This window comes from Sedimenticola hydrogenitrophicus (assembly GCF_029017505.1).
Taxonomy (GTDB): Bacteria; Pseudomonadota; Gammaproteobacteria; order Chromatiales; family Chromatiaceae; genus Sedimenticola; species Sedimenticola hydrogenitrophicus_A.
In genome coordinates, this window is record NZ_JAQGEI010000055.1 from 1 (window position 1) to 21997 (window position 21997).

Here is a 21997-nt window from a genome sequence, read left to right on the forward strand (position 1 = left end):
GTTCATTCTCCGAAGCGCCCTTCAAATCCCGAACCGCCCGCCCAATCCGCCGGGTATATCCCTGCCTGCACAAACCGATTAAACGATGAAAACGGCCAGTCGCCTACCCGAAGACAATGCCGATGTTTCACCGGATTGAAATGAATGTAATCCACATGCGTCCGATAATCCCGTTCATCCCGGATCGCGTGCTCCCAATAACGCCGCTGCCAGATACCCCGTTCACCCTTGATTTGCCGGCTTTGTGAAATACGCTCGGTATTGGGCAGACCGCGCGAAAACCGGGCCTTGATTTTTCGCCAGCGAGTGGAAAAATCAAACTCCCACGGCGGCAGCGACCAGAAGGTGTGCAGGTGATCCGGCAACACCACGATCGCATCTACCCGAAAGGGGTGTTCGCTCTGGGTTTGTGAAAAGGCCTGGCGCAAGAGATCGATGTGCGTTGTCAACAGTCGCCGGTTGCGATCCAGCAGATTAACGGTGAAAAAAAAAGTGCCGCCAGGGACAAAATAACGTCGATATTCGGTCATTGGTTTCCTTACCTATGGCATCGATGGGTTACGTCATTCCTCCTCCACCCATCCTACTCGCTTTTCTATTCCTATTCACGTTGCAACACATTCATTGCCCCATGTATCACGGCAACCACATTAATTTGTTCTGCCATAATGTGATATATAATTCTGTATGGGCCGGAGAATACTTCCCTGATTTGATCAAGCTCATATTCTGGAACTTTACGACCAGACAATGGGAATTCACCAATTTGTTGAGATCGCTTCGTAATTCGATCTACAGCGCTTAGCGCATAGGTTTCCGAGTCTAAGGCGATGTATGCATATATAGCATCCAAATGAGCCTCAGCCGTTTCGGTCCAATGAACTTTCATTCAGGCAATCCGTATTTCTTTCTGATTTCTGCAACATCCTTTGTTCTCCCAGCCTTGCTATCTTCGAGCCCTCTCTCGATCGCTTCTCGAACATAAATTTCATGCATCAGGTCATCCCATGTTGCATTGGCAGGAAGCTGATCAATCAATTTATGGGCATCTTCTTTACTGACTATCGTGGACATCTTCCACCTCCACACGAATCGATGCTACACAGGTCATCACTGGCCGAACGCCGCTAATCAGCCGCGCGGTTTTTTGCGTCGGCTGCATTAGTCTTGTCGGGTAATCTTGCCATTCGTAGGGTTCCCTCCTCGCGTTCTGTAATAATGAAACCCAGCCGCTCATACAAGCGCCTTGCGGGGTTGTCTGAAAATGTCGTAAGCCGAATAATCTCATTGCCATATCGATTTAATAGTTGCACAAGGATTTCAGTACCGGTACCCCTGCCCTGCAGGAAACGGGACAACTGGATATTTTCAATGTATACGCCTTGATCATCAAGTTTCACGCTCAGATATCCAACCCTTCGCCCATTCATGACCACAATGGAGACGTTTTCAGGATTGAAACCCTTGCGAAATTCAGCCGAATCACATCCGCCCCAATGGCGACAGAACAAATTAAACATGTTCCGCTTAGTAAGCCTGTAGCAGTACTGATAGTCTGCACTGCAGGCAGGGCGGATAGAATATTTAATTCGTTTACCATCGGTCATTCCGCAGCCAAACGCCTGTGTAAATTATCTTGGCATTTCAATCGAGTCTGACCCCATTGGTATGGTTGCCTGGCGGTTTCGGCGGCTGAGCCGAGTTATTCTTGTTTTTCCTACGGAAGGGATTCCACATGACCTTTCCTAATTGCTAACGACTAAGCTCTGTCGCGGCGGCGCGCCTGCGCCGACGTCGGCAGGAGCGAATTGTTGGGCCGCTCATAGTGTGAATGTGGTTCTTTCATTGAACGGGAACTTCGCTTTCACAAATTCAACAATGGCTGCCCCGATCGGTTTCCCGCACTGATCTGTGAGAGAGGAACCATAATCTCAAATGAGTCGTCCAAGATTTCCCATTTATCTTGCCACGACGTTGGGAAAGGGGCGTGTTGAGGCTGAATCAATGGCATAAGGCGGAGCACCATCCATCCAATTTCGCAGTAGCGATTTACGAACATAGAAAACTGCTGCTCAACGAAGGTAGGCAGAACCGGTAAAGGAGCCTCGCCCTTCATCCAATCTTGCGCCCAAGCCAATGAAAGACGTGCGCCATGTACTTCAAAATCGAATAGAGCGTCCCATTTAGCTAGTTCAGCAACGGTTGTAGCACTGAGCCCGCTTTGATCCCCAGTCATCTTGGCGCGAGCTTCAAATTCGGCCTTTTTTCTAATTTTCTTGATAGAGGCTAAATCTGGGGCCTTACCGGGTTCGACTCCTTCGATACTGTAAAAATCGGTAATCTTTTGTACAGCTGCCGATGTCAATACAACGTTGTCGAAAGTATTTCTTAATACGGTGTAGGCATGGAGCGGGTAACCACGCAAGGCGGTGCGCTCTGCAGCACGCAAAGACTGAAAACTATGGGCAATCCGTGGCACAAAGATCGCATAATGTTCGGAGATTGGAGTCGTGATCTTGGGGCGGCACTGGGTGTTAAGTATCTCGACTGTTTCCAAATAAAGGCATTTGAACGCATCTGTCAGCGCTAGATAGCCCTTATATTGCAGTGCAGCGTGGCCATACTCTTCCTCGCTATCAAAGAGCATATGGGCACGCCCATAAGGGACGCCATCTTTCTCAGAAATTGCGTCGAGCCGTTGCTGAAACTCACCAGGACTCATAGCCATTTTGATTATTCGGCCCAACATTTGATTACCCAGCAAATTCGCACAATCAATTGCAATACTGGACTTATCGTTCTATGCATGATCTCGCCTGCCTGTGGTAGATCGGCTTGGAAGGGATGCTGGCGCGATGATGGCTCAGCATCCTGCCGTTAGGAAATCCCTCAATTCTCAGCAGGTTACCAAAGTACCAGGCGAACGTGAACTAATTTCTCTCCTGACAAGGCATTACGCTAGAGATGGGCGCTACCCTTTTCGGTAATTGCCCCGTTTTCCGCTTTGGACCGGCGGCACCACGCTCTCACCCGGACAACGGTGCCCGGGTAATCACTCTACTCGCCTTGTGGGGTAACTCGGCCAGTTTCGGGCCACTGGCGCCATTGCTGGCGAAACAAGGCGGTCAATCGGTATGGGGTCACCAGCACAGCCAGCGGGTTATCACACCCCACCTCCTGCCAATACACCAATAATTCCCAGTAAATCAGCAACTAACAGAACGAGTAAGACACCCGCATACAGCCTTGGCGTTGGAAGCATGCTGGTGCCAATAAAATGGGCGTGCAGTTTTTAGTGGAGATGGCATACTATTGCCTGTCTGGGGACGTAGCTCAGCTGGGAGAGCGCGGCGTTCGCAATGCCGAGGTCGGGAGTTCGATCCTCCTCGTCTCCACCACTTCAACAAGATAGGCCCGCCCGGCAACCGCGCAGGATTGCCGGGCGGGCTTTTCCTTTTATAGTCCTTCAGCAACCGGCTGGCCCCCTCGCAGCCAAACCCATGGACGCCGCCGAATCCCTGATACTCAAAACCCGCTGGATAAGCTGGCCGCGCGGCGTTTCCATGCGGGCGTGGGGTCTCCCTGCATTGAATGATGGGCATATTAAGGTCAGTAGTCACGCAGCAACCAATTTCTTGACGTGCAGCTCATGGCGATGCTTCTCCGCATGCCACAGCTCGTACTGAGATTGCTGGTTAAGCCAGCTCTCCGCGGATGTATCAAAAGCGATAGACAACCGGATGGCCATTTCGGGACTTATGCCCGCATTACCATTAAGGATGGCGCTCAGGGTCTTCCGGCTAACGCCAAGCGCCTTGGCCGCTGCGGTAACAGAAAGCCCGAGCGGCTCAAGACAAAGCTCTCTAATGACTTCACCTGGATGTGGGGGGTTGTGCATCAACATGGCGACACCTCAATGATAATCTTCGTAATTCACGACCTCAGCGTCTTCGCCATCAAAACGGAAAGTTACGCGCCAATTGCCACTGACCGTCACAGACCAGATACCAGATCGATTGCCCGTGAGCTCATGCAATCGGAGCCCTGGCAAGTCCATATCCTTGGTACTGCTGGCGGCGTTGAGCCTGCCGAGGATGAGACGAAGCCGCTTGGCATGGGCCACCTGTATCCCGGCGGTACTGCCGGATTTAAAGAAATTAGCCAGCCCTTTAAGCCTGAAGCTTCTAATCATAGCCAAATGTAACCAGGGTCGTATCAGGTGTCAACGCAGAGTTGCAGTAGGCAGGATGGGGATGGGGATGGGGGCGGCATCCTGCCATACGCATATTCCGTAATTCACGACACGTTATCAAAGAACCTTGGTAAGGTGAACCAGTTTCTCCACAAGCAAGCGATCGCTTCGGTCCACCTTTCGGCGCTGTGCGTTTCGATGGTCAGCGCTGTTTTCCGATAAACTGTGGATGCATTGAATCGCCCTGCCCCGGGCCTGCATCACGCCACCAGACGAGGAGCATTAATGAAAGAAACCGCTGACTTTGACTCCGCCGAATCCCTGACACTCGAGACCCGCTGGATCAGACTGGGCGCGCGGCGTTTCCATGCGGGCGCAGGGCCACGGGTGATCGCCCTGCACGGCTGGCTGGACAACGCGGCCAGTTTCGAGCCGTTGGCAGCGCGGCTGCCGGGGCTGGATATCCTGGCACTGGATCTTCCGGGGCACGGGCTGTCGGATCACCGGCCGCCGGGGCAGCATTACCATTTTGTCGATTTCGTGGCCGATGTGATGGCCGCCGCCGACGCGCTCGGCTGGAAGCGGTTCGCGCTGATCGGGCACTCCATGGGGGCCGGTATCGCGTCGCTGATCGCGGCCAGTTTTCCAGAGCGGGTGGAGCGGCTGGTGTTGATCGAGGGGCTGGGGCCCTGGGGCGATGATCCGAAGGATTGCGCCAGCCACCTGGCCGAGGCGACGCGGCAGATCCTGGCGCCGACCGATGTGCGGCAGCGGCGTTATCCGTCGCTGGAGCCGATGGTGGCGGCACGGATGAAGGCCGGGGATCTGGACGAGGCGTCGGCCCGGTTGCTGGTGGAGCGGAACAGCGGGCGCGACGAAGGTGGGCTGTTTTGGCGCACCGATCCGCGGTTGCGGTATCGCTCGCCGATCTATATCACCGAGGAGCAGGTGCAGGGGTTCCTGCCGCGTATCAGTGCCCCGACACTGTTTATCCGCGATGCCGAGCGGGTGGTCCCGGCGCAGTACAATTGGGATGCGCGCGAGCGGATGATTGCCGGGCTTCGGGTGGTCAGGCTGACCGGGGGACACCATCTGCATATGCGAAATCCCGGGCCGGTGGCGGAGGCGATTGGGGCGTTTTTTGGGGGGTGAGGTTTTGAATCGGGGTCGGAGTCAAGCCATTTGGGCATATAGGCTAAATCCCGGACTCTGGATGGCTTGACTCCGACCCCTGGTTTTAGGGGAGCTGACTTCGACAACGGGCCTCGCGGAGCGGTGGGTTACGCGGCGCTTGGACCTTGTCGTGGCCTGGAAGTATGGTGCCTGTGCGCCGCTAACCCACCCTACTTGGATAACCCACCCTGGCTGCTGCATCCGCGTGGGCACAAAAAACGTGCCCACCCTACCGTGCTACCGACGTGGCTCGGCGAGGTCGTTCACCACCCAGCGCCAGACGATGGCCAGGCCCAGCAGGGAGACGGCCACCGACAGGTTGTACACCGTGGTGGGGCCGGCGCTCTCCCAGAGGAAGCCGCTGCTCACCGTGCCCAGGGCACCGCCGAAGCCGAAGCTGAGGCTGCTGTAGAGCGCCTGGCCGCGCCCCTGGTGGCGCCCGGTGAAGTAGTGGTGCACCAGGTGGATGGCCGATGCGTGGAAGGTGCCGAAGCTGGCAGCGTGCAGGATCTGGGCGAGGAACAGCAGCACCAGCGAATCTGCAAAGTTGCCGATCAGGTACCAGCGCAGCGCCGCCAGCAGCAGGCTGATCATCAGCACGTTGCGCGCCCCCAGGTGCTGCAGCAGCCGGTGCATGACCAGGAACACCAGCACCTCGGCGACCACCCCCACCGCCCAGAGCTGGCCGATCAGGGTCTTGCTGTAGCCCAGCTCCTCCATGTAGATGGAGTAGAAGCCGTAGTAGGCGCCATGCCCGGCCTGGAGCAGGAAGCAGGCCGCCAGGAAGGCGATCACCGCCGGTTTGCGCAGCACCGAGAGGATGCCCGGCTGTTCCTCCGGGTGCGGCACGCTGGCCGGATCGGCAACCAGCAGGCTGGCGCCCCACAGCAGGGCGTAGATGGAGAGCAGCACCGGCAGCACCGCCGCCGGGCCGTGCAGGTCCACCGCCACGCCGAGCACCATCACGGTGACGATGAAGCCGATGGAGCCCCAGACGCGGATCTGGGCATAACGGGCGACCGCCTTGCCCAGGTAGCTGAGCACCACCGCCTCGAACTGGGGCAGCACGGCGTTCCAGAAGAAGCTGAACAGCAGCATGGCGATGCCCAATTCCCAGAACCCCTGCAGCCAGAACACGGCGACGAAGATCAGCGTGGTGAGCAGCGCGCCGAGGCGCACGATGGCCATGCGCCGCCCCAGGTGGTCGCCCAGCCAGCCCCAGACAAAGGGGGCGACGAACTTGGTGGCCATGGGGATGGCCATCAGCTGACCGATGGCCACGGCGTTGAAATCGAGGCTCTTCAGGTAGAGGCCCCAGTACGGAACCAGCACCCCCAGGGCAGCGAAGTAGAAGAAATAGAAGCTAGAGAGGCGCCAGTACGGCATATGCGTCGGTTCGTTGATTTATGGGTTTTGGGTTGGGATGGTTGTCGGGCCGCCGATTCTGGAGACCTGGTACTTTTTTCCCTGGTATCGGCTGGACGGATGGGGTGGATGAATGTTGATTGTATATCCCCTCATCCTGTCCTTCTCCCTGGGGGAGAAGGGACGCCTTGATCCGTCCCGTGGGACTTGACTCAGACCCGAATGGTACTGACTTAAGCTCAAATGTAGGGTGGGTTAGCGTTTTTTGCGTAACCCACCAGGCGTTGCGCAGCAACACAACACGATTGTTTAAGGCGTGCCTGGCGGCAAACTTGGTGGGTTACGGCGCAAACAACACGCCTAACCCACCCTACATTGGATGCGACTCAGCCCCCTTTTCAGCCCGAAACGCCCTCGGGGGGACCCTGGACCGTGCTCGGGATATCCGGTGTGCCGCTCTGCACGTCCAGGTTCTGCGCCCGATGGCGCAGCAGGTGGTCCATCAGCACCAGTGCCAGCATCGCCTCGACGATGGGGGTGGCGCGGATGCCAACACAGGGATCGTGACGCCCCTCGGTCACCACCTCCAGCGGCTCCCCGGCCAGGTTGACGCTGCGCCCCGGCAGCCGCAGGCTGGAGGTGGGCTTGAAGGCGACGCTGGCGAGGATCTCCTGGCCGCTGGAGATGCCGCCGAGGATGCCGCCGGCGTGGTTGCTGAGGAAGCCCTCGGGGGTCATCTCGTCGCGGTGTTCGGTGCCCTTCTGCGCCACGCAGTCGAAGCCGGCGCCGATCTCCACGCCCTTGGCGGCGTTGATGCTCATCAGGGCGTGGGCGATATCGGCATCCAGCCGGTCGAAGATCGGCTCGCCCAGTCCCACCGGGATGCCGCTGGCCACCACGTTGATGCGCGCGCCCACCGAGTTGCCCTCCTTGCGCAGGGCGTCCATGTAGTTCTCCAGTTCGGCCACCTTGTCGGCGTCCGGGCAGAAGAAGGCGTTGTTTTCCACCTGTCCCCAGTCCAGCTTGTCGATGCGGATCGGCCCCAGCTGGGCGAGATAGCCGCGGATGGTCACGCCGTGCTGCTCGCGCAGGTACTTCTTGGCGATGGCCCCGGCGGCGACCCGCATGGCGGTCTCGCGGGCCGAGGAGCGGCCGCCGCCGCGGTAGTCGCGCAGGCCGTATTTCTTGGTGTAGGTGTAGTCGGCATGGCCCGGGCGGAAGCGGTCCATGATCTTGGTGTAGTCCTTGGAACGCTGGTCGGTGTTGTGGATGATCAGGCCGATCGGCGTGCCGGTGGTCTTGCCCTCGAACACCCCGGAGAGGATCTGCACCTTGTCCGCTTCGCGCCGCTGGGTAGTGTGGCGCGAGGTGCCGGGCTTGCGCCGGTCCAGGTCGCCCTGCAGGTCGGCCTCGCTCAGTGCCAGTCCCGGCGGGCAGCCGTCGACGATACAGCCGATGGCCGGGCCATGGCTCTCGCCGAACGAGGTGACGGTGAAGAGTTTTCCGTAGCTATTTCCAGACATAGTATTGCTGCTTGTTCAGGAGTCCAGGGTGACCGGGAGGGACGCCGCGCGTCTTCCCGGAACGGGGCCGAAACGGGTCTATTGCAGCCAGCTGTTGACCTGTTTCAGGTCTTCGCTGGTCAGGGTGCCGGTGGCCTGTTTCAGCAGCAGGCCGTTGAGGATGTAGTCGTAACGCACCTGGGCGTAGTTGTTGCGGGCGCTGTACAGGTCACGTTGCGCGTTGAGCACATCCACCATGGTCCGGGTACCCACCTCGAAGCCGGCTTGGGTCGCCTCCAGGGCGCTCTCGGCGGAGATGGTACTGGCCTTGAGCGCCTCGACCCGGCTGATACTGGACTGCACGCCGCGGTAGGCGTCGCGCACCGTACGGTTGACCGAGCGGCGCTGCTGGTCCAGGTTTTGCTGCGCCGCCTCGTAGTCGAAACGGGCCTGGCGGGTACGCGAACTGACTGCGCCGCCGGTGTAGAACGGCAGGTTCAGCTGCAGCCCGATGGTGGTGGTGTGGGCATCGGTGCTGGAGTCGCTGCTGCTCACGTTGAGCGCGTGGGAACCGACCAGGTCCAGGGTCGGGGAGTCGCCCGAGTCCTGCAGGTCGATGTTCAGGCGGGCGATATCGACCCCGTAGACCGCAGCCTGCAGGGTGAGATTCTGGGTCTGGGCGGTCTCCGCCCACTGCTCCGGATTGGCCGGCTGCGGCAGACTGAGGGGCAGCTCGGGCGCCAATGGAGCCAACTCGCCCACCGCCTGCTTGATGATCTCCTGCTGCGCCTCGCGGGCGTTGTCCAGGGCGTTCTCCGCCTGGATCAGGTCGGCCCGCGACTGGTCGAAGGCGGCCTGCGCCTCGTGCACGTCGGTGATGGCGATCAGGCCCACCTCAAAACGCTGCTTGGCCTGGTCCAGCTGACGGGCGATGGCGGCGTTCTCCGCGCGTGCGAACTCCAGGGTGTCCTCGGCCGAGAGCACGTTGAAATAGGCCTGGGCGACGCGAATGATCAGGCTCTGCTCCTCCGCCGCGAAGGTCACCTCGGCCTGGGCAATCTGCCTGTCCGCCTGGTCCAGCTGGATGCCGTTCTCCTCGCGGTAGACCGACTGGGAGAGGTTCAGCGCCAGGCTGGCGGAGCTAAAGTGGTCCACGCTGTCTCTGGAGGTGGAGCTGCTCCCCGAGCTGAAGTTACTCCCCGAGGAGCCGTTCAGGTCGGAGCGGATCAGGTTGGCGCCGCTGGAGAAATTGAGACTCGGCAGCAGCCGGGCCTTGGCCTGGGGCCTCGCCTCCAGGGTGGAATCCCGGGTCGCTCGGGCCGCCTGCAGTTGCGGGTCATTCTGCAGCGCCAGTTGGTAAACCTCCATCAGGTCTTCGGCCTGGGCGGCGGAGGCGCCCAGCAATGGTCCCAGTAACAGTGGCAACAATCTTTTTTTCATGGCTTATCCTGCTGCAAAATCGTGAATCGAGAAATTATATCATCAACTCAAGTTACGGAGCTTGTATCGGCAAGCCGAAATGTCTGAATTCGTAGGGTGGATAAGCTTGCGCATGCACCACCGACAGGTTAATGGGGGATGCGCTTATGCATATCCTCCCTACAAGTGCTGTGAAACCAGAAACATGGGCCATCGAACATTATTGGGCATGCTCGTTATTGCTCCATCGGCGGCACCAGCAGTTGCGGATCGATCTGGTACGAATGGAAATTCATGCGCCAGTCCAGGTGCGGACCGGTCACCCGTCCGGTGGCGCCCACCCGGGCGATGGGATCGCCCTGGCGGATGCGCTCCCCTTCCTTGACCAGGATCTCGCTCAGGTGCAGAAACGCGGAGGAGAGCTTCTGGCCGTGATCCAGGATCAGGGTGCCGCCGGAGAAAAACATGTCGGGATGCGCCAGGGTGACCAAGCCGTCGGCCGGCGCCCGCACCAGGGCGCCCACCGGGGCGGCCACATCCACGCCGAAATGGGGCCGGCGCGGCTGGCCGTTGAGTATCCGCTGACTGCCGTAGACGCCGGAGATACGCCCCTTCACCGGCCACTGCCAGCCGCTCAGGTAGTCGGTGCGGGGATCATCCAGTTTGCGCGCCGCCTTGACCAGGGCCGACTCCTTGCGGATCCGCTCCAGATCCATCTTCTCCGGGATCACCTTGCGCTTGGGCAGGTTGTCGATGCGCTGGATATCGTATTCGCGCCGGGCGATCTTCAGGGTCTGCTCCTCGCTATGGCCATCGGGATAGGTAAGCCGCAGCCGGCTCTCTGGCGCCTGGTCGCGGTCGAAGCCCAGCACGAAGTGGCCCTGCTCGGACACCCGCACCTCGATATCGTCCAGGCGGACCTTCACGCCGGGTTCGGTTTGCCCCACCAGCAGGCCGCCCTGCACGTAATTGCCCTCCAGGGTGTGGGAGGCGTTCGCCATGGAGGCGAAGAGCAGTAGGGCGAGCATCGGCAGGCTATAGCGAGTGGCTGGGATCAGTTTCATTTTTCTGTCTGGTTTTCAGTCATGCCGGGTCGAAACAATGGACAGAGACTGGACTCTGAACAATATGAGGATAAAGTGTTCTGGAGTACCGCATTAAATCCTGCTCCATATTCTCTTCAGGGCATCAGTTAATCATGAAATAATGCCAAAGCAAAAGCGCACATGGAATTTTCTGACCGCCCAAGACAGGGGTCGTTCCCGATATACCTAATTAAATGACAGACAACCGGCAGACAGAGAGCAATATACGTACCCGACACTACAGCTGGTCTGAAGTGGTCGGTATGGTATTGGAACACCGCAGCGAGCTGGTCAAGGCCAATATCATCGCCATTCTGGGAACCTTCATCTCGGTGCCCATTCCGCTGCTGATTCCGCTACTGGTGGACGAGGTGCTGCTGGACAAACCGGGCCCCAGCGTGCCATTGATGAACTCGCTGTTCCCCGAATCCTGGCACTCGCCGCTGCTCTATATCGGTGTGATCCTGCTGCTGACCATGCTGATGCGCCTCGCCTCGCTGATACTGGGCGTGTGGCAGATGCGCCAGTTCACCGTCATCTCCAAGGATGTCACCTTCCGCATCCGCCGCAGTCTGCTGAAACGGCTGGAGCGGGTCTCCATGGCCGAGTACGAGACCCTGGGCAGCGGCACCGTCGCCTCCCACCTGGTGACCGACATCGACGCCGTGGACAGCTTCCTCGGGGTCGCCACCAGCAAGTTCCTGGTGGCCGTGCTGAGTATCGTCGGCACCGCCGTGGTGCTGCTGTGGATGCACTGGCAACTGGCCATCGTGATCCTGCTGATCAACCCGATCGTGATCTGGATCACCACCATTTTCGGCCACAAGGTCAAGACGCTGAAACGGCGCGAGAACAGCGCCTACCAGTCGTTCCAGGAGAGCCTCGCCGAAACCCTGGACGGGATACAGCAGATCCGCGCCAGCAACCGCGAGACCCACTACATCCAGCGCATTATCGGCAAGGCCGACCGGATACGCCAGCACTCCGCCGCCTTCACCTGGAAAAGCGACGCCGCCCAGCGGCTCTCGTTCACCACCGTGCTGTTCGGCTTTGACTTCTTCCGCGCCCTGAGCATGGTGATGGTGCTGTTCTCCGGGCTCAGTATCGGCCAGATGCTGGCGGTCTACGCCTACCTCTGGTTCATGATGGCGCCGCTGCAGGAGATCCTGGCCATCCAGTACTCCTACAACGCCGCCAACGCGGCCCTGGAGCGGATCAATCAGCTGATCCGCATGGACCTGGAGCCCCGCTTTCCCCAAACCCGGGATCCGTTTCGCGGCAAGACCACCACCGACCTGCGGCTGGAGCAGATCTGTTTCCGCTATGGCGACGGTCCGCTGGTGCTGGACAACCTCTCGCTCACCATCCAGGCCGGCGAGAAGGTGGCGCTGGTGGGGGCCAGCGGCGGCGGCAAGACCACTCTGGTGCAGATCATCCTCGGGCTCTACCCGCCGGAATCCGGCGCCATCTATTTCAACGGCGTTCCGGTGACCGAGATCGGCATGTCCCGGGTGCGCGAGCATGTCGCCACGGTGCTGCAGCAGCCGGCCCTATTCAACGATAGCGTGCGTATCAACCTCACCCTGGGCAAGCCCTGCAGCGACGAGAAGCTGTGGCAGGCGCTGAAGATCGCCCAACTGGACGAGACTATCCACGAGCTGAAGGACGGCCTGGACACCCTGGTGGGACGCGACGGCATCCGCCTCTCCGGCGGCCAGCGGCAACGCCTGGCGATCGCCCGTATGGTGCTCACCGATCCCAAGCTGGTGATCCTGGACGAGGCCACCTCGGCCCTCGACACCACCACGGAGCAGCATCTGCACGAGGCGCTGCGGGAGTTCCTCAAGGGCCGCACCACCCTGATCATCGCCCACCGGCTGAGCGCGGTAAAACAGGCCGACCGGGCGCTGGTGGTGGAAAACGGCAGGATTATCGAGCAGGGCAGCCACGAGGAGCTGATGAGCAACCAGGGCCTCTACGCCTCGCTGTACGGACGCCAGGAGGTGTGAGCATCCTGGTAAGGGGCCGGACGGAGTCAAGCCGCCCACCGACGGCGGAAAATCCTCCCTGATCCGGGCGGCTTGACTCCGATCCCGTACGCCGATACCAGACGCGAAAAAGGGGGCCGAAGCCCCCCTTGATACTGCCTTTGTCAGCGTTGGTCGCCGGGGATTACTCGCCCTCTTCCACCGCTTTCATGCTGAGACGGACGCGGCCCTGCTTGTCCACCTCCAGCACTTTCACCTTGACCACATCGCCTTCGGAGAGCTTGTCGCTCACCCGCTCGACCCGCTCTTCACAGATCTGCGAGATGTGCACCAGGCCATCACGTCCCGGCAGGATGGTGACGAAGGCACCGAAGTCCATCAGGCGTACGACCTTGCCTTCATAGATGGCACCCACTTCCACGTCGGCGGTGATCAGCTCGATACGCTTCTTGGCATCCTCACCGGCGGCCTTGTCGACGGAGAAGATCTTCACCATGCCGTCGTCGCTGACGTCGATGGTGGCACCGGTCTCTTCGGTGATGGAACGGATCGTGGTGCCGCCCTTGCCGATCACGTCACGGATCTTGTCCGGATCGATCTTGATGGTGATGATGCGCGGGGCGTGCTCGGACATCTCTTCGCGATGGGTCTCGATCGCCTTGTTCATCTCCGCCAGGATAGTCATGCGGCCATCTTTGGCCTGACCCAGGGCGATCTCCATGATCTGCCTGGTGATGCCGTCGATCTTGATATCCATCTGCAGGGCATTGATACCGTTAGCGGTACCGGCCACCTTGAAGTCCATGTCGCCCAGGTGATCCTCGTCACCGAGGATATCGGTCAGCACGGCGAAGGCATCTTCCTCCTTGATCAGGCCCATGGCCACACCGGCCACCGGTGCCTTGATCGGCACGCCGGCATCCATCAGCGCCAGGCTGGTGCCGCAGACCGAGGCCATGGAGCTGGAGCCGTTGGACTCGGTGATCTCGGAGACCACACGGATCGAATAGGGGAACTCCTCCAGGGTCGGCATGCAGGAGAGCACGCCGCGCTTGGCCAGCCGGCCATGACCGATCTCGCGACGCTTGGGGGTACCCACCCGTCCGGTCTCGCCGACACAGAAGGGGGGGAAGTTGTAATGCAGCATGAAGGGTTCGCGGTAGGTGCCGTTCAGTGCATCGACGATCTGGGAATCGCGCTCGGTCCCCAGCGTGGTCACCACCAGGGCCTGGGTCTCACCGCGGGTGAACAGGGCCGAGCCGTGGGTCCGCGGCAGTACACCGGTGCGTATGCTGATCGGGCGAACGGTCTTGGTGTCGCGACCGTCGATACGCGGCTCGCCGGAGAGGATCCGGCTGCGCACCACCTTTTTCTTCAGCTTGCCGATGGCATCCTTGACCTCGCCTTCGCTCCACTTGGCGTCATCGCCGGTGCAGAGTGTGGCAACGGTAGCGGCCGCTACCGCATCCAGACCGTTATAACGCTCCATCTTGTCGGCCACCGAATAGGCCTGTTTGATGGCCTCACCGGCTGCCGCCGCAACCGCTTCATTCAGTTCCACATTGTTTGCCGGGACGCTGTACTCGATGATCGGCTTGCCGACTTCCGCCGCCAGTTCCTTGATGGTGTTGATGGCGACCTGCATCTGTTCGTGACCGAACAGCACCGCGCCCAGCATCACCTCCTCGGAGAGCTCGCGCGCCTCGGACTCGACCATCAGCACCGCATGCTCGGTACCCGCCACGACCAGGTCCAGGTCGCTCTCGTCATTGAGTCCGGTGTGGGCGGTGTTGAGCAGGTACTGGCCGTCCTTGTAGCCGACGCGGGCGGCGGCAATCGGTCCTTGGAACGGCAGGCCGGAGATGGAAAGGGCCGCGGAGACGCCGATCAGCGCCGGGATTTCCGGGTCCACCTTCGGGTTCAGGGACATCACGGTACAGATGATCTGCACCTCGTTGGTGAAGCCCTTGGGGAACAGCGGACGGACCGGACGGTCGATCAGGCGACAGGTAAGCGTCTCCTTCTCGCTGGGACGACCCTCGCGGCGGAAGAATCCGCCGGGGATCTTGCCCGCGGCGTAGGTCTTCTCCTGGTAGTCCACGGTCATCGGGAAGAAATCACGCCCTTCCATCGCATACTTGGAGCCGACCACGGTGCACTGCACCACGGTACCGTCCATGTCGATCATGATCGCGCCGTCCGCCTGACGGGCGATTTCCCCGGTCTCCAGGCTTACGGTGTGTTGGCCATACTGAAATACTTTCTTGATAGGGGTCACAATAGTGTCCTCAAATTTGGTTCAGGTTCAGGTTAACGACGCAGGCCGAGACGCGAAATCAGTGAGCGATAACGTTCAACATCCTTGGACTTCAGGTAGTCCAGCAGCTTGCGGCGAGAGTTCACCATGCGCACCAGTCCGCGCCGGGAGTGATGATCGTGTTTGTGGGCAGCGAAATGCTCGGTGAGCTGGTTGATGCGACCGGTCAACAGGGCTACCTGCACCTCAGGGGAACCGGTGTCGTTCGTACCCTGCGCATATTCGTCAACAATCGCCTTCTTCTGTTCTGCATTAAATGCCATTTTCATTTCCTCACTGTAGTTAATGTAGAAATCCGCGCCCGACAAGTGGGATCAGGCGACGGACTTTAGACCCGCTGATGCGGGCGGTTTTTGATCACCGAACAGCCTGGCCAGCCGCGCGGGATCTGCAAACGGGGGATTATGATGGGTTTTAGAGTGGCAATCAAATGCCGACGCCTTATTCTGCCATTAACAGGCTAAATCATCCGCTTCGGCGCCACCCGTCCATCATCCAGTATTTCACCAACTCCTATAAAGTTGTCCTTGTCGTCATAGATGCGTACCCGCCCCTCGGTGGGCGCCTTGGGCACGATCACCGGTTGCCCCTGGCAGAGATAGAAGGTGCTGTCGCTGTTCAGGTGCACCTCGGGCCAACCCGCCAGGGCGGTATCCGCCGGCAGCAGCAGGGCATCCAGGGCCTCCCGACCATCCTCCTGCCCGGCCAGCGCCTGCAGGGTTGCCAGGTCGACCATGTTTTCCCCGGAAAAGGGACCAACCTGGGTACGCCGCAGGCCCACCACATGGGCGCCGCAGCCCAGTGCCTCACCGATATCCTCCGCCAGGGTGCGGATATAGGTCCCCTTGCTGCAGTGGACCTCCAGTTCCAGCTCCGGCAGTTCGCAGCTGAGCAGGCGGATGTCATGGATGGTTACCCGCCGGGGTTCCCGCACCACCTCGACGCCTTCTCGCGCCAGCTTGTAGAGCCGCTCGCCCTGATGTTTCAGGGCCGAGTACATGGGCGGAATCTGCTCAATTTCGCCGAGAAATTGTTCCAGTGCGGCCGCTACCCGTTCAGCGGTCACCGACTCGACAGCGCGCCGCTCCAGCAGCTCCCCTTCGGAATCCGCGGTGGTGGTGGTTTCGCCCAGTTTGACCCGCACCCAATAGCGTTTATCGGCATCCAGCAGGAACGCCGATACCTTGGTGGCACCGCCAAAGCAGATCGGCAACAGCCCAGTCGCCAGCGGATCGAGGCTGCCGGTGTGTCCCGCCTTGTTGGCATAATAGAGCTGCTTGACCTTCTGCAACGCCTTGTTGGAGCTATCCCCCAGCGGCTTGTCAAACAGCAGAATACCCTGAACGTTGCGTCCCCGTTGACGTCTGCGTCCCATCAGTCGTCACGCTCTTCCTGATCCGGATGATCCGATTTCACCGCCTGCTCGATCAGCGAGCTGAGACGGCTGCCGCGCTCGATCGACTCATCGTGCACAAAATGCAGTTCCGGCACGGTGCGCATGCGCATGCGCTGTCCCAGCTCATGGCGCAAGTGGGGCGCCGCCTGTTTCAGCGCCTTGGTGACCGCCTGCTGGTCCAGCTCGCCACCGAAAAAGGTGAAGTAGACCTTGGCATGGGAAAAATCCCGCACCACCTGCACCGCCTGGATGGTGAGCATGCCCATTTTGCGGCTGTCGAAACCGGTGCGCACCAGCTCGGCCAGCTCACGCTGGATCTGCGCGCCCACCCGATCGGTTCTATTGAATTCGCGTGCCATCAGTTGGTCCGTTTATAGATGACGGGCAATTTCAGTACGCTCAAAGACTTCGATCTGATCACCCGGTTTAACGTCGTTGTAGTTCTTCACGCCGATACCGCACTCGGTACCCGCCTTCACCTCACTGACGTCATCCTTGAGCCTTCTCAGCGACTCCAGCACACCTTCGTAGATCACCACGTTCTCGCGCAACACCCGGATCGGACTGTTACGCTTGACCGCGCCTTCGATCACCAGGCAGCCCGCAATGGCGCCGAGCTTGGAGGAGCGGAATACATCTCGCACCTCGGCCAGACCGATAATCTCCTCGCGCACCTCGGGTGAGAGTAGACCGGACAGCGCCTTCTTCACGTCATCAATCACTTCATAAATGATGCTGTAGTAACGGATATCCAGCCCACGATCTTCCGCCATCCGCCGCGCGGCCGCATCGGCGCGCACGTTGAAGCCGATCACGAAGGCGTCCGAGGTGGCCGCCAGGTTGATGTCGGTCTCGTTGATGCCGCCCACCGCGGAGGCCACCACCTTCACCTTCACCTCATCGGTCGACAGCTTCAGCAGCGACTCACGCAGCGCCTCGACACTGCCCTGCACATCGGCCTTGATAATCAGGTTGATGACACCGACATTGCCTTCGGTCATCTTGGAGAAGAACTCGTCCAGCTTGGCCGCCTTCTGCGCCGCCAGGCGGTTATCACGATTGGTCTCCTGACGCACCGCCGCCAGTTCGCGCGCCTTGCGCTCATCGGCCACCGCGATCACTTCATCACCGGCATTGGGTACGCCGGAGAGCCCGAGCACCTCGACCGGGATCGAGGGGCCGGCCGATTCGATCGGCTGGCGATTCTCATCCAGCAGGGCACGGACACGGCCAAACTCCTGACCGCACACCAGCATATCGCCTTTCTTGAGATTGCCTGACTGGACCAGAACCGTGGCCACCGGGCCGCGGCCCTTGTCCAGGCTGGACTCGACCACGATGCCGCGTGCCGCTCCGTCTGCAACCGCGGTCAGCTCAAGCACTTCCGCCTGCAGCAGGATCGCATCCAGCAGGCTGTCGATGCCGTCGCCGGTCTTGGCGGAGACCTCGATGAATTGGGTGTCGCCACCCCAGTCCTCGGGGATCACCTCATGCTGGGTCAGCTCCTGCTTGACCCGGTCCGGATTGGCCTCCGGCTTGTCCATCTTATTGATGGCAATGATCATCGGCACACCTGCCGCCTTGGAGTGCTGAATCGCCTCCACGGTCTGCGGCTTGGCGCCGTCGTCGGCCGCCACCACCAGCACCACGATATCCGTCACCTTGGCGCCACGGGCGCGCATGGCGGAAAACGCCGCGTGTCCCGGGGTATCCAGAAACGAGATCATGCCGCGATTGGTTTCCACATGGTAGGCACCGATGTGCTGGGTGATGCCACCCGCCTCACCGGCCGCCACGCGGCTGCTGCGGATGTAATCCAGCAGCGAGGTCTTACCGTGGTCGACGTGTCCCATGATGGTCACAACCGGCGCACGATGCACCAGCTCGCCCTGAACCTCGTCCAGCGAGCTCATCACCTGAGCCTCGATACTGTCGTCCTTCTTGGTTACCGGCACATGGCCCAGCTCTTCCACCACCAGGGTGGCGGTATCGTGATCGAGCGGCTGGTTGATGGTGACCATCATGCCCATTTTCATCAGCTCCCTAATAACCGCAGCCGCCTTGATGGACATCTGGGAAGCCAGCTCGGCGGCGGTGATGCTCTCCGGCACCACCACTTCGCGCACCACCGGCGCCGTCGGTTTGACGAAACCGTGCTGGGAATCGCCCTGGGCAGCACCCGCCTTGCCCCGTCCGGCCTTGCCTTTGCGGCGCCCCCGCTTCTCGGCGGAGACATGGAGCTTTTTACGGCTGTCACCTTCGTCATCGCTACGCGCACGCACAGCATGAGTGCGGGTCTCTTTCTTATGCGCAGCGCGCTTGGCGGGACGCTCTTCAACCTCGGGTAGCGGGGTGACCTCCGGCTCGATGGGCACGGCAACTTGCTCTTCCGCCTCGGGCTTGTGCTTGCCGCCTTCCAGGGGTTCGTGTTCGGTGCGCTCCTGCGCTTCCAGCAGGCGTGCCACCTCCCGCTCCGCCTGCCGCTGTTGTTCTTCCTCTTCCCGCAGGCGCGCCTCTTCCGCGAGTCGCTTGTTCTCTTCTTCCTTGGACTTATCCAGCTCCGCCCGTCTCAGCGCCTCTTCGGCGTCACGCCGGGCCTGATCTTCAGCGGCGATCTGCTGCCGTTTCGTTGCCTGTTCGTCCAGCGCCTTGCGTGCCGCCTCGGCATCCTGCAGGGTCTTCTCGTCTTCGCTGGCCGAGCCGCGCTTGACGTAGGTGCGCTTGCGCCGGACCTCCACGCTTACGGTCTTGCCCACGACTCTGGCAGTCCCTCTGCCGCCAGGCCCGCGACCGCCGGCCGCCGGCTGCTGCAGCTCGCTGACCGTCTTACGCTTCAGGGTGATTTTACGGGGGCCGCCGGCAGTGGAGTCATCATCCTTCTTGCCATGGCTCTCCCGCAGATGCCCCAACAGTTGCGCCTTTTCGTCGACACTGATCAGGTCATCCGCGTCGTTTTTCATTACCCCAGCATCTTTAAGCTGGCTAAGCAGGCGATCTTCCGCAATACCGACATCTTTCGCGAGCTGCCTTACCGTTACATCACTCATAGGATATTACCTCCGGCAACCTTAGCTCTGCTGCTCATCCGCGAACCAGGGAGCGCGAGCAGCCATGATCAACTGCGCCGCCTTCTCCTCGTTCATACCATCAATAACCATTAATTCATCAACCGACTGTTCAGCCAGATCTTCCATGGTAATTATCCCCCGGCTCGCCAGTTCATAGGCCAGGTTCGAATCCATCCCGTCCATGCCCAGCAGGTCTTCCGCCGGCCCCTCACCCATCGCCTCTTCCTTGGCAATGGCCTGGGTCAGCAGAATCTCCTTGGCGCGGTCACGCAGGGCGTCGACGATCTCCTTGTCGAACTCTTCAATCTCCAGCATTTCACTGATCGGCACATAGGCCACCTCATCCAGGGTGGTGAAGCCTTCCTGTACCAGGATCATGGCCACTTCTTCATCCACATCCAGCTGCTTCATGAAGTTTTCCACAAACTCGCGCACCTCGGCCTCGCTCTGGGCCTCGGCGTCCGCCTCGTTCATGACATTCAGCTCCCAGCCCGTCAGTTCACTGGCGAGCCGTACGTTCTGTCCGCCGCGACCGATGGCCTGGGAGAGGTTGTCTTCGCTGACCGCCACGGTCATGCTGCCGGAATCCTCGTCCACCACAATGGAGGCGACGTCAGCCGGGGACATGGCGTTGATCACGAACTGGGCGGGATTATCGTTCCAGAGGATGATATCCACCCGCTCGCCATTGAGCTCATTGGAGATGGCCTGCACGCGCGAGCCGCGCATGCCGACACAGGCGCCGACCGGATCGATCCGCGGGTCATTGGTCTTGACCGCGATCTTGGCCCGCAGACCCGGATCGCGTGCCGCGCCCTTGATCTCGATCAGCCCTTCGCCGACCTCCGGCACCTCCAGCTTGAACAGCTCGATCAGCAGTTCCGGACGGCTACGGCTGACGAACAGCTGTGGACCACGCTGCTCCGCGCGCACATCATAGAGGTAACCCCTGACCCGGTCGCCGGTGCGTACCGGCTCACGGGGGATCATCTGATCACGCATCACAATCGCCTCGGCGTTGCCGCCGAGATCCAGCGTCACATTGCCGCGATCCACCCGTTTGACGATACCGGTCACCAGATCGCCGATGCGCTCCTGATACGCCTCGACCACCTTGGCCCGTTCCGCCTCACGCACTTTCTGCACAATCACCTGCTTGGCGGTTTGTGCGGCGATGCGGCCAAAGGCGATGGATTCCATCGGCTCTTCAATATAATCACCCACCTGGATTTCGGGATCGGCCTTACGCGCCTCATCGAGCAGGATATCCCTCTCAGGATTCAGCTCTTCGCCCTCTTCCACCGCCTCAATCACTTCCCAGCGACGGAAGCTGGAGTAGTCTCCAGTGACACGATCCACCGCTACACGCACGCCAATATCGCCACCGTGCTTTTTGCGGGTGGCGGAAGCGAGTGCGTACTCGATCGCCTCGAAAATGATCTCTTTCTCAATATCCTTTTCGTTGGACACGACATCAACGACAAGCAGAATCTCTTTATTCATCTGTCTCAACCCAATCAAAATTCAGGCACTAATCGCGCTCTATCAATCAAATCCAGCGGCAGGGCGGTTTCTTCACCGTCCATTTCCACCAGGACATTGCCATCCTGCACACCCTTCAGGACACCTTCAAAGCGTCGTCTGTCGTGCAGCTTCGTGCGTAACCGGACATTGATTCTCTGGCCGGCAAAACGCACGTAATCCTTTTCAAAAAACAGTGGCCTGTCCAGACCCGGCGAAGAAACTTCAAGACTGTAGTTCTCCTTGATCGGATCTTCAACATCCAGTACGCCGCTCACCTGATGGCTTACCGCCGCGCAATCATCCACGCCGATCCCGTTTTCATGATCAATATAGATGCGCAGCAGCGAACCGCCCCTTCCCTGACTCAGGTACTCCACGCCCACCAGCTCATAGCCAAGGGGTTCTACCGCCCCCCGGACAATCTCGATCAAACTTTCCGATGCGCCAGCCATACTCGTAGACAAAAACCAGAAACAAAAAAAGGGCCATTGGCCCAAGAATACGGGTAACCGGCCTTTTGGCCGGCGACACCAATAAAAAAACCCCAAACGGGGTCCTTCTTAACGCAATGAATTTACTGACTTTTCACTGCTAACCGCCATGGCGGCTACCGAATCCCGCTAATTATACCTGCGAGATATCCGTGATGCAATCAATCAAGCGCAACCGGGTGCAACTCAATCTCATGCGTCATCGCGCAGGCACCTGATTTTGCAGGGTGGGTTAGGCGCGCCCCGCGCAGGGGGTGGCCGTTTGCATTGCACCGTGTGCGCCGTAACCCGCCGTTTCGCGGTCGGGGACTCGGTGGGTTACGCGGCGCCCGGGCGGCGTCCCGGACTGGAAGTGTCGTGCCTGTGCGCCGCTAACCCACCCTACGGTTCTATTTTGATGTCGCAGGGTAACTACTCACCCGATCTGTAAGTGATTAGCCTGCCTTGTTGGCCGATCTTGGTGGCGGGGGCAGGATT

Annotated in this window: 20 protein-coding genes and 1 tRNA gene; 3 read left to right on the top strand and 18 right to left on the bottom strand. The window is 60.0% G+C overall.

Annotated elements, in window-relative coordinates:
- Window positions 1-2 precede the first annotated feature (2 nt).
- The 5 genes from O9K64_RS22175 to O9K64_RS22195 all read right to left on the bottom strand — a co-directional run bounded on the left by O9K64_RS22175 (window position 3) and on the right by O9K64_RS22195 (window position 2722).
- Complete coding sequence (locus O9K64_RS22175; RefSeq protein WP_275100304.1) at window positions 3-530, bottom strand: REP-associated tyrosine transposase; 528 nt, start codon at window positions 528-530, stop codon at window positions 3-5.
- Between the two features lie 71 nt (window positions 531-601).
- Window positions 602-889, bottom strand: coding sequence for a type II toxin-antitoxin system RelE/ParE family toxin (locus O9K64_RS22180; protein ID WP_275100305.1), 288 nt, complete (start codon window positions 887-889; stop codon window positions 602-604).
- Entirely contained in the window at window positions 886-1074 is a 189-nt protein-coding gene (locus tag O9K64_RS22185) for a hypothetical protein (RefSeq protein ID WP_275100306.1), read from the bottom strand. Before O9K64_RS22185 ends, O9K64_RS22180 begins: the two co-directional genes overlap by 4 nt.
- Before the next feature lie 53 nt (window positions 1075-1127).
- Window positions 1128-1607: a GNAT family N-acetyltransferase gene (locus tag O9K64_RS22190; protein WP_335342342.1), complete on the bottom strand. Its 480-nt coding sequence runs from the start codon at window positions 1605-1607 to the stop codon at window positions 1128-1130.
- A 257-nt stretch (window positions 1608-1864) separates the two neighbouring features.
- Window positions 1865-2722 carry a hypothetical protein gene (locus O9K64_RS22195; RefSeq protein WP_275100307.1) on the bottom strand — a complete coding sequence of 286 codons (858 nt, stop codon included), beginning with the start codon at window positions 2720-2722 and terminating at the stop codon, window positions 1865-1867.
- Between the two features lie 600 nt (window positions 2723-3322).
- Between O9K64_RS22195 and O9K64_RS22200 the strand changes: the two genes are divergently transcribed.
- A tRNA-Ala gene (locus O9K64_RS22200) sits at window positions 3323-3398 on the top strand.
- Between the two features lie 218 nt (window positions 3399-3616).
- Here the strand turns inward: O9K64_RS22200 and O9K64_RS22205 are convergent.
- Together O9K64_RS22205 and O9K64_RS22210 are read right to left on the bottom strand one after the other, a co-directional pair.
- Window positions 3617-3904: a HigA family addiction module antitoxin gene (locus tag O9K64_RS22205; RefSeq protein WP_260295519.1), complete on the bottom strand. Its 288-nt coding sequence runs from the start codon at window positions 3902-3904 to the stop codon at window positions 3617-3619.
- 9 nt (window positions 3905-3913) lie between these two features.
- Entirely contained in the window at window positions 3914-4192 is a 279-nt protein-coding gene (locus tag O9K64_RS22210; RefSeq protein ID WP_275100308.1) for a type II toxin-antitoxin system RelE/ParE family toxin, read from the bottom strand.
- Window positions 4193-4477: 285 nt separating this feature from the next.
- On the opposite strand from O9K64_RS22210, the gene O9K64_RS22215 reads away from it, so the two are divergent.
- Window positions 4478-5344, top strand: a complete 867-nt coding sequence (locus tag O9K64_RS22215; protein WP_275100309.1) for an alpha/beta fold hydrolase — start codon at window positions 4478-4480, stop codon at window positions 5342-5344.
- 258 nt (window positions 5345-5602) lie between these two features.
- Here O9K64_RS22215 and O9K64_RS22220 read toward each other — a convergent pair whose 3' ends face one another.
- From O9K64_RS22220 to O9K64_RS22235, 4 genes are all read right to left on the bottom strand, one after another.
- The gene (locus O9K64_RS22220; protein WP_275100310.1) at window positions 5603-6751 is read right to left on the bottom strand and encodes an MFS transporter; all 1149 of its coding nucleotides are present in this window, start codon (window positions 6749-6751) and stop codon (window positions 5603-5605) included.
- Between the two features lie 377 nt (window positions 6752-7128).
- A complete protein-coding gene (aroC, locus tag O9K64_RS22225; RefSeq protein WP_275100311.1) occupies window positions 7129-8253 on the bottom strand; it encodes a chorismate synthase in 1125 nt (374 codons plus the stop codon).
- Between the two features lie 78 nt (window positions 8254-8331).
- A complete protein-coding gene (locus O9K64_RS22230) occupies window positions 8332-9672 on the bottom strand; it encodes a TolC family outer membrane protein (RefSeq protein WP_275100312.1) in 1341 nt (446 codons plus the stop codon).
- A gap of 215 nt (window positions 9673-9887) precedes the next feature.
- Complete coding sequence (locus O9K64_RS22235) at window positions 9888-10715, bottom strand: M23 family metallopeptidase (protein WP_275100313.1); 828 nt, start codon at window positions 10713-10715, stop codon at window positions 9888-9890.
- Window positions 10716-10930: 215 nt separating this feature from the next.
- Here O9K64_RS22235 and O9K64_RS22240 point away from each other — a divergent pair, with 215 nt between their 5' ends.
- Entirely contained in the window at window positions 10931-12745 is a 1815-nt protein-coding gene (locus O9K64_RS22240) for an ABC transporter ATP-binding protein (protein ID WP_275100314.1), read from the top strand.
- A 163-nt stretch (window positions 12746-12908) separates the two neighbouring features.
- On the opposite strand, the gene pnp is transcribed toward O9K64_RS22240, so the two are convergent.
- From pnp to rimP, 7 genes are all read right to left on the bottom strand, one after another.
- Complete coding sequence (gene pnp, locus O9K64_RS22245; protein WP_420493187.1) at window positions 12909-15005, bottom strand: polyribonucleotide nucleotidyltransferase; 2097 nt, start codon at window positions 15003-15005, stop codon at window positions 12909-12911.
- Between the two features lie 29 nt (window positions 15006-15034).
- A complete protein-coding gene (rpsO, locus tag O9K64_RS22250) occupies window positions 15035-15304 on the bottom strand; it encodes a 30S ribosomal protein S15 (protein WP_275100316.1) in 270 nt (89 codons plus the stop codon).
- Between the two features lie 197 nt (window positions 15305-15501).
- Window positions 15502-16416, bottom strand: a complete 915-nt coding sequence (gene truB / locus O9K64_RS22255) for a tRNA pseudouridine(55) synthase TruB (RefSeq protein WP_275100317.1) — start codon at window positions 16414-16416, stop codon at window positions 15502-15504.
- The gene (rbfA, locus tag O9K64_RS22260; protein ID WP_275100318.1) at window positions 16416-16796 is read right to left on the bottom strand and encodes a 30S ribosome-binding factor RbfA; all 381 of its coding nucleotides are present in this window, start codon (window positions 16794-16796) and stop codon (window positions 16416-16418) included. Before rbfA ends, truB begins: the two co-directional genes overlap by 1 nt.
- Window positions 16797-16808: 12 nt before the next feature.
- On the bottom strand, window positions 16809-19484 hold the full coding sequence (gene infB / locus O9K64_RS22265) for a translation initiation factor IF-2 (protein WP_275100319.1): 2676 nt from the start codon (window positions 19482-19484) through the stop codon (window positions 16809-16811).
- A 21-nt stretch (window positions 19485-19505) separates the two neighbouring features.
- Window positions 19506-21008: a transcription termination factor NusA gene (gene nusA, locus O9K64_RS22270; RefSeq protein WP_275100320.1), complete on the bottom strand. Its 1503-nt coding sequence runs from the start codon at window positions 21006-21008 to the stop codon at window positions 19506-19508.
- Window positions 21009-21022: 14 nt separating this feature from the next.
- Entirely contained in the window at window positions 21023-21481 is a 459-nt protein-coding gene (rimP, locus tag O9K64_RS22275) for a ribosome maturation factor RimP (RefSeq protein ID WP_275100321.1), read from the bottom strand.
- Window positions 21482-21997: the final 516 nt, after the last annotated feature.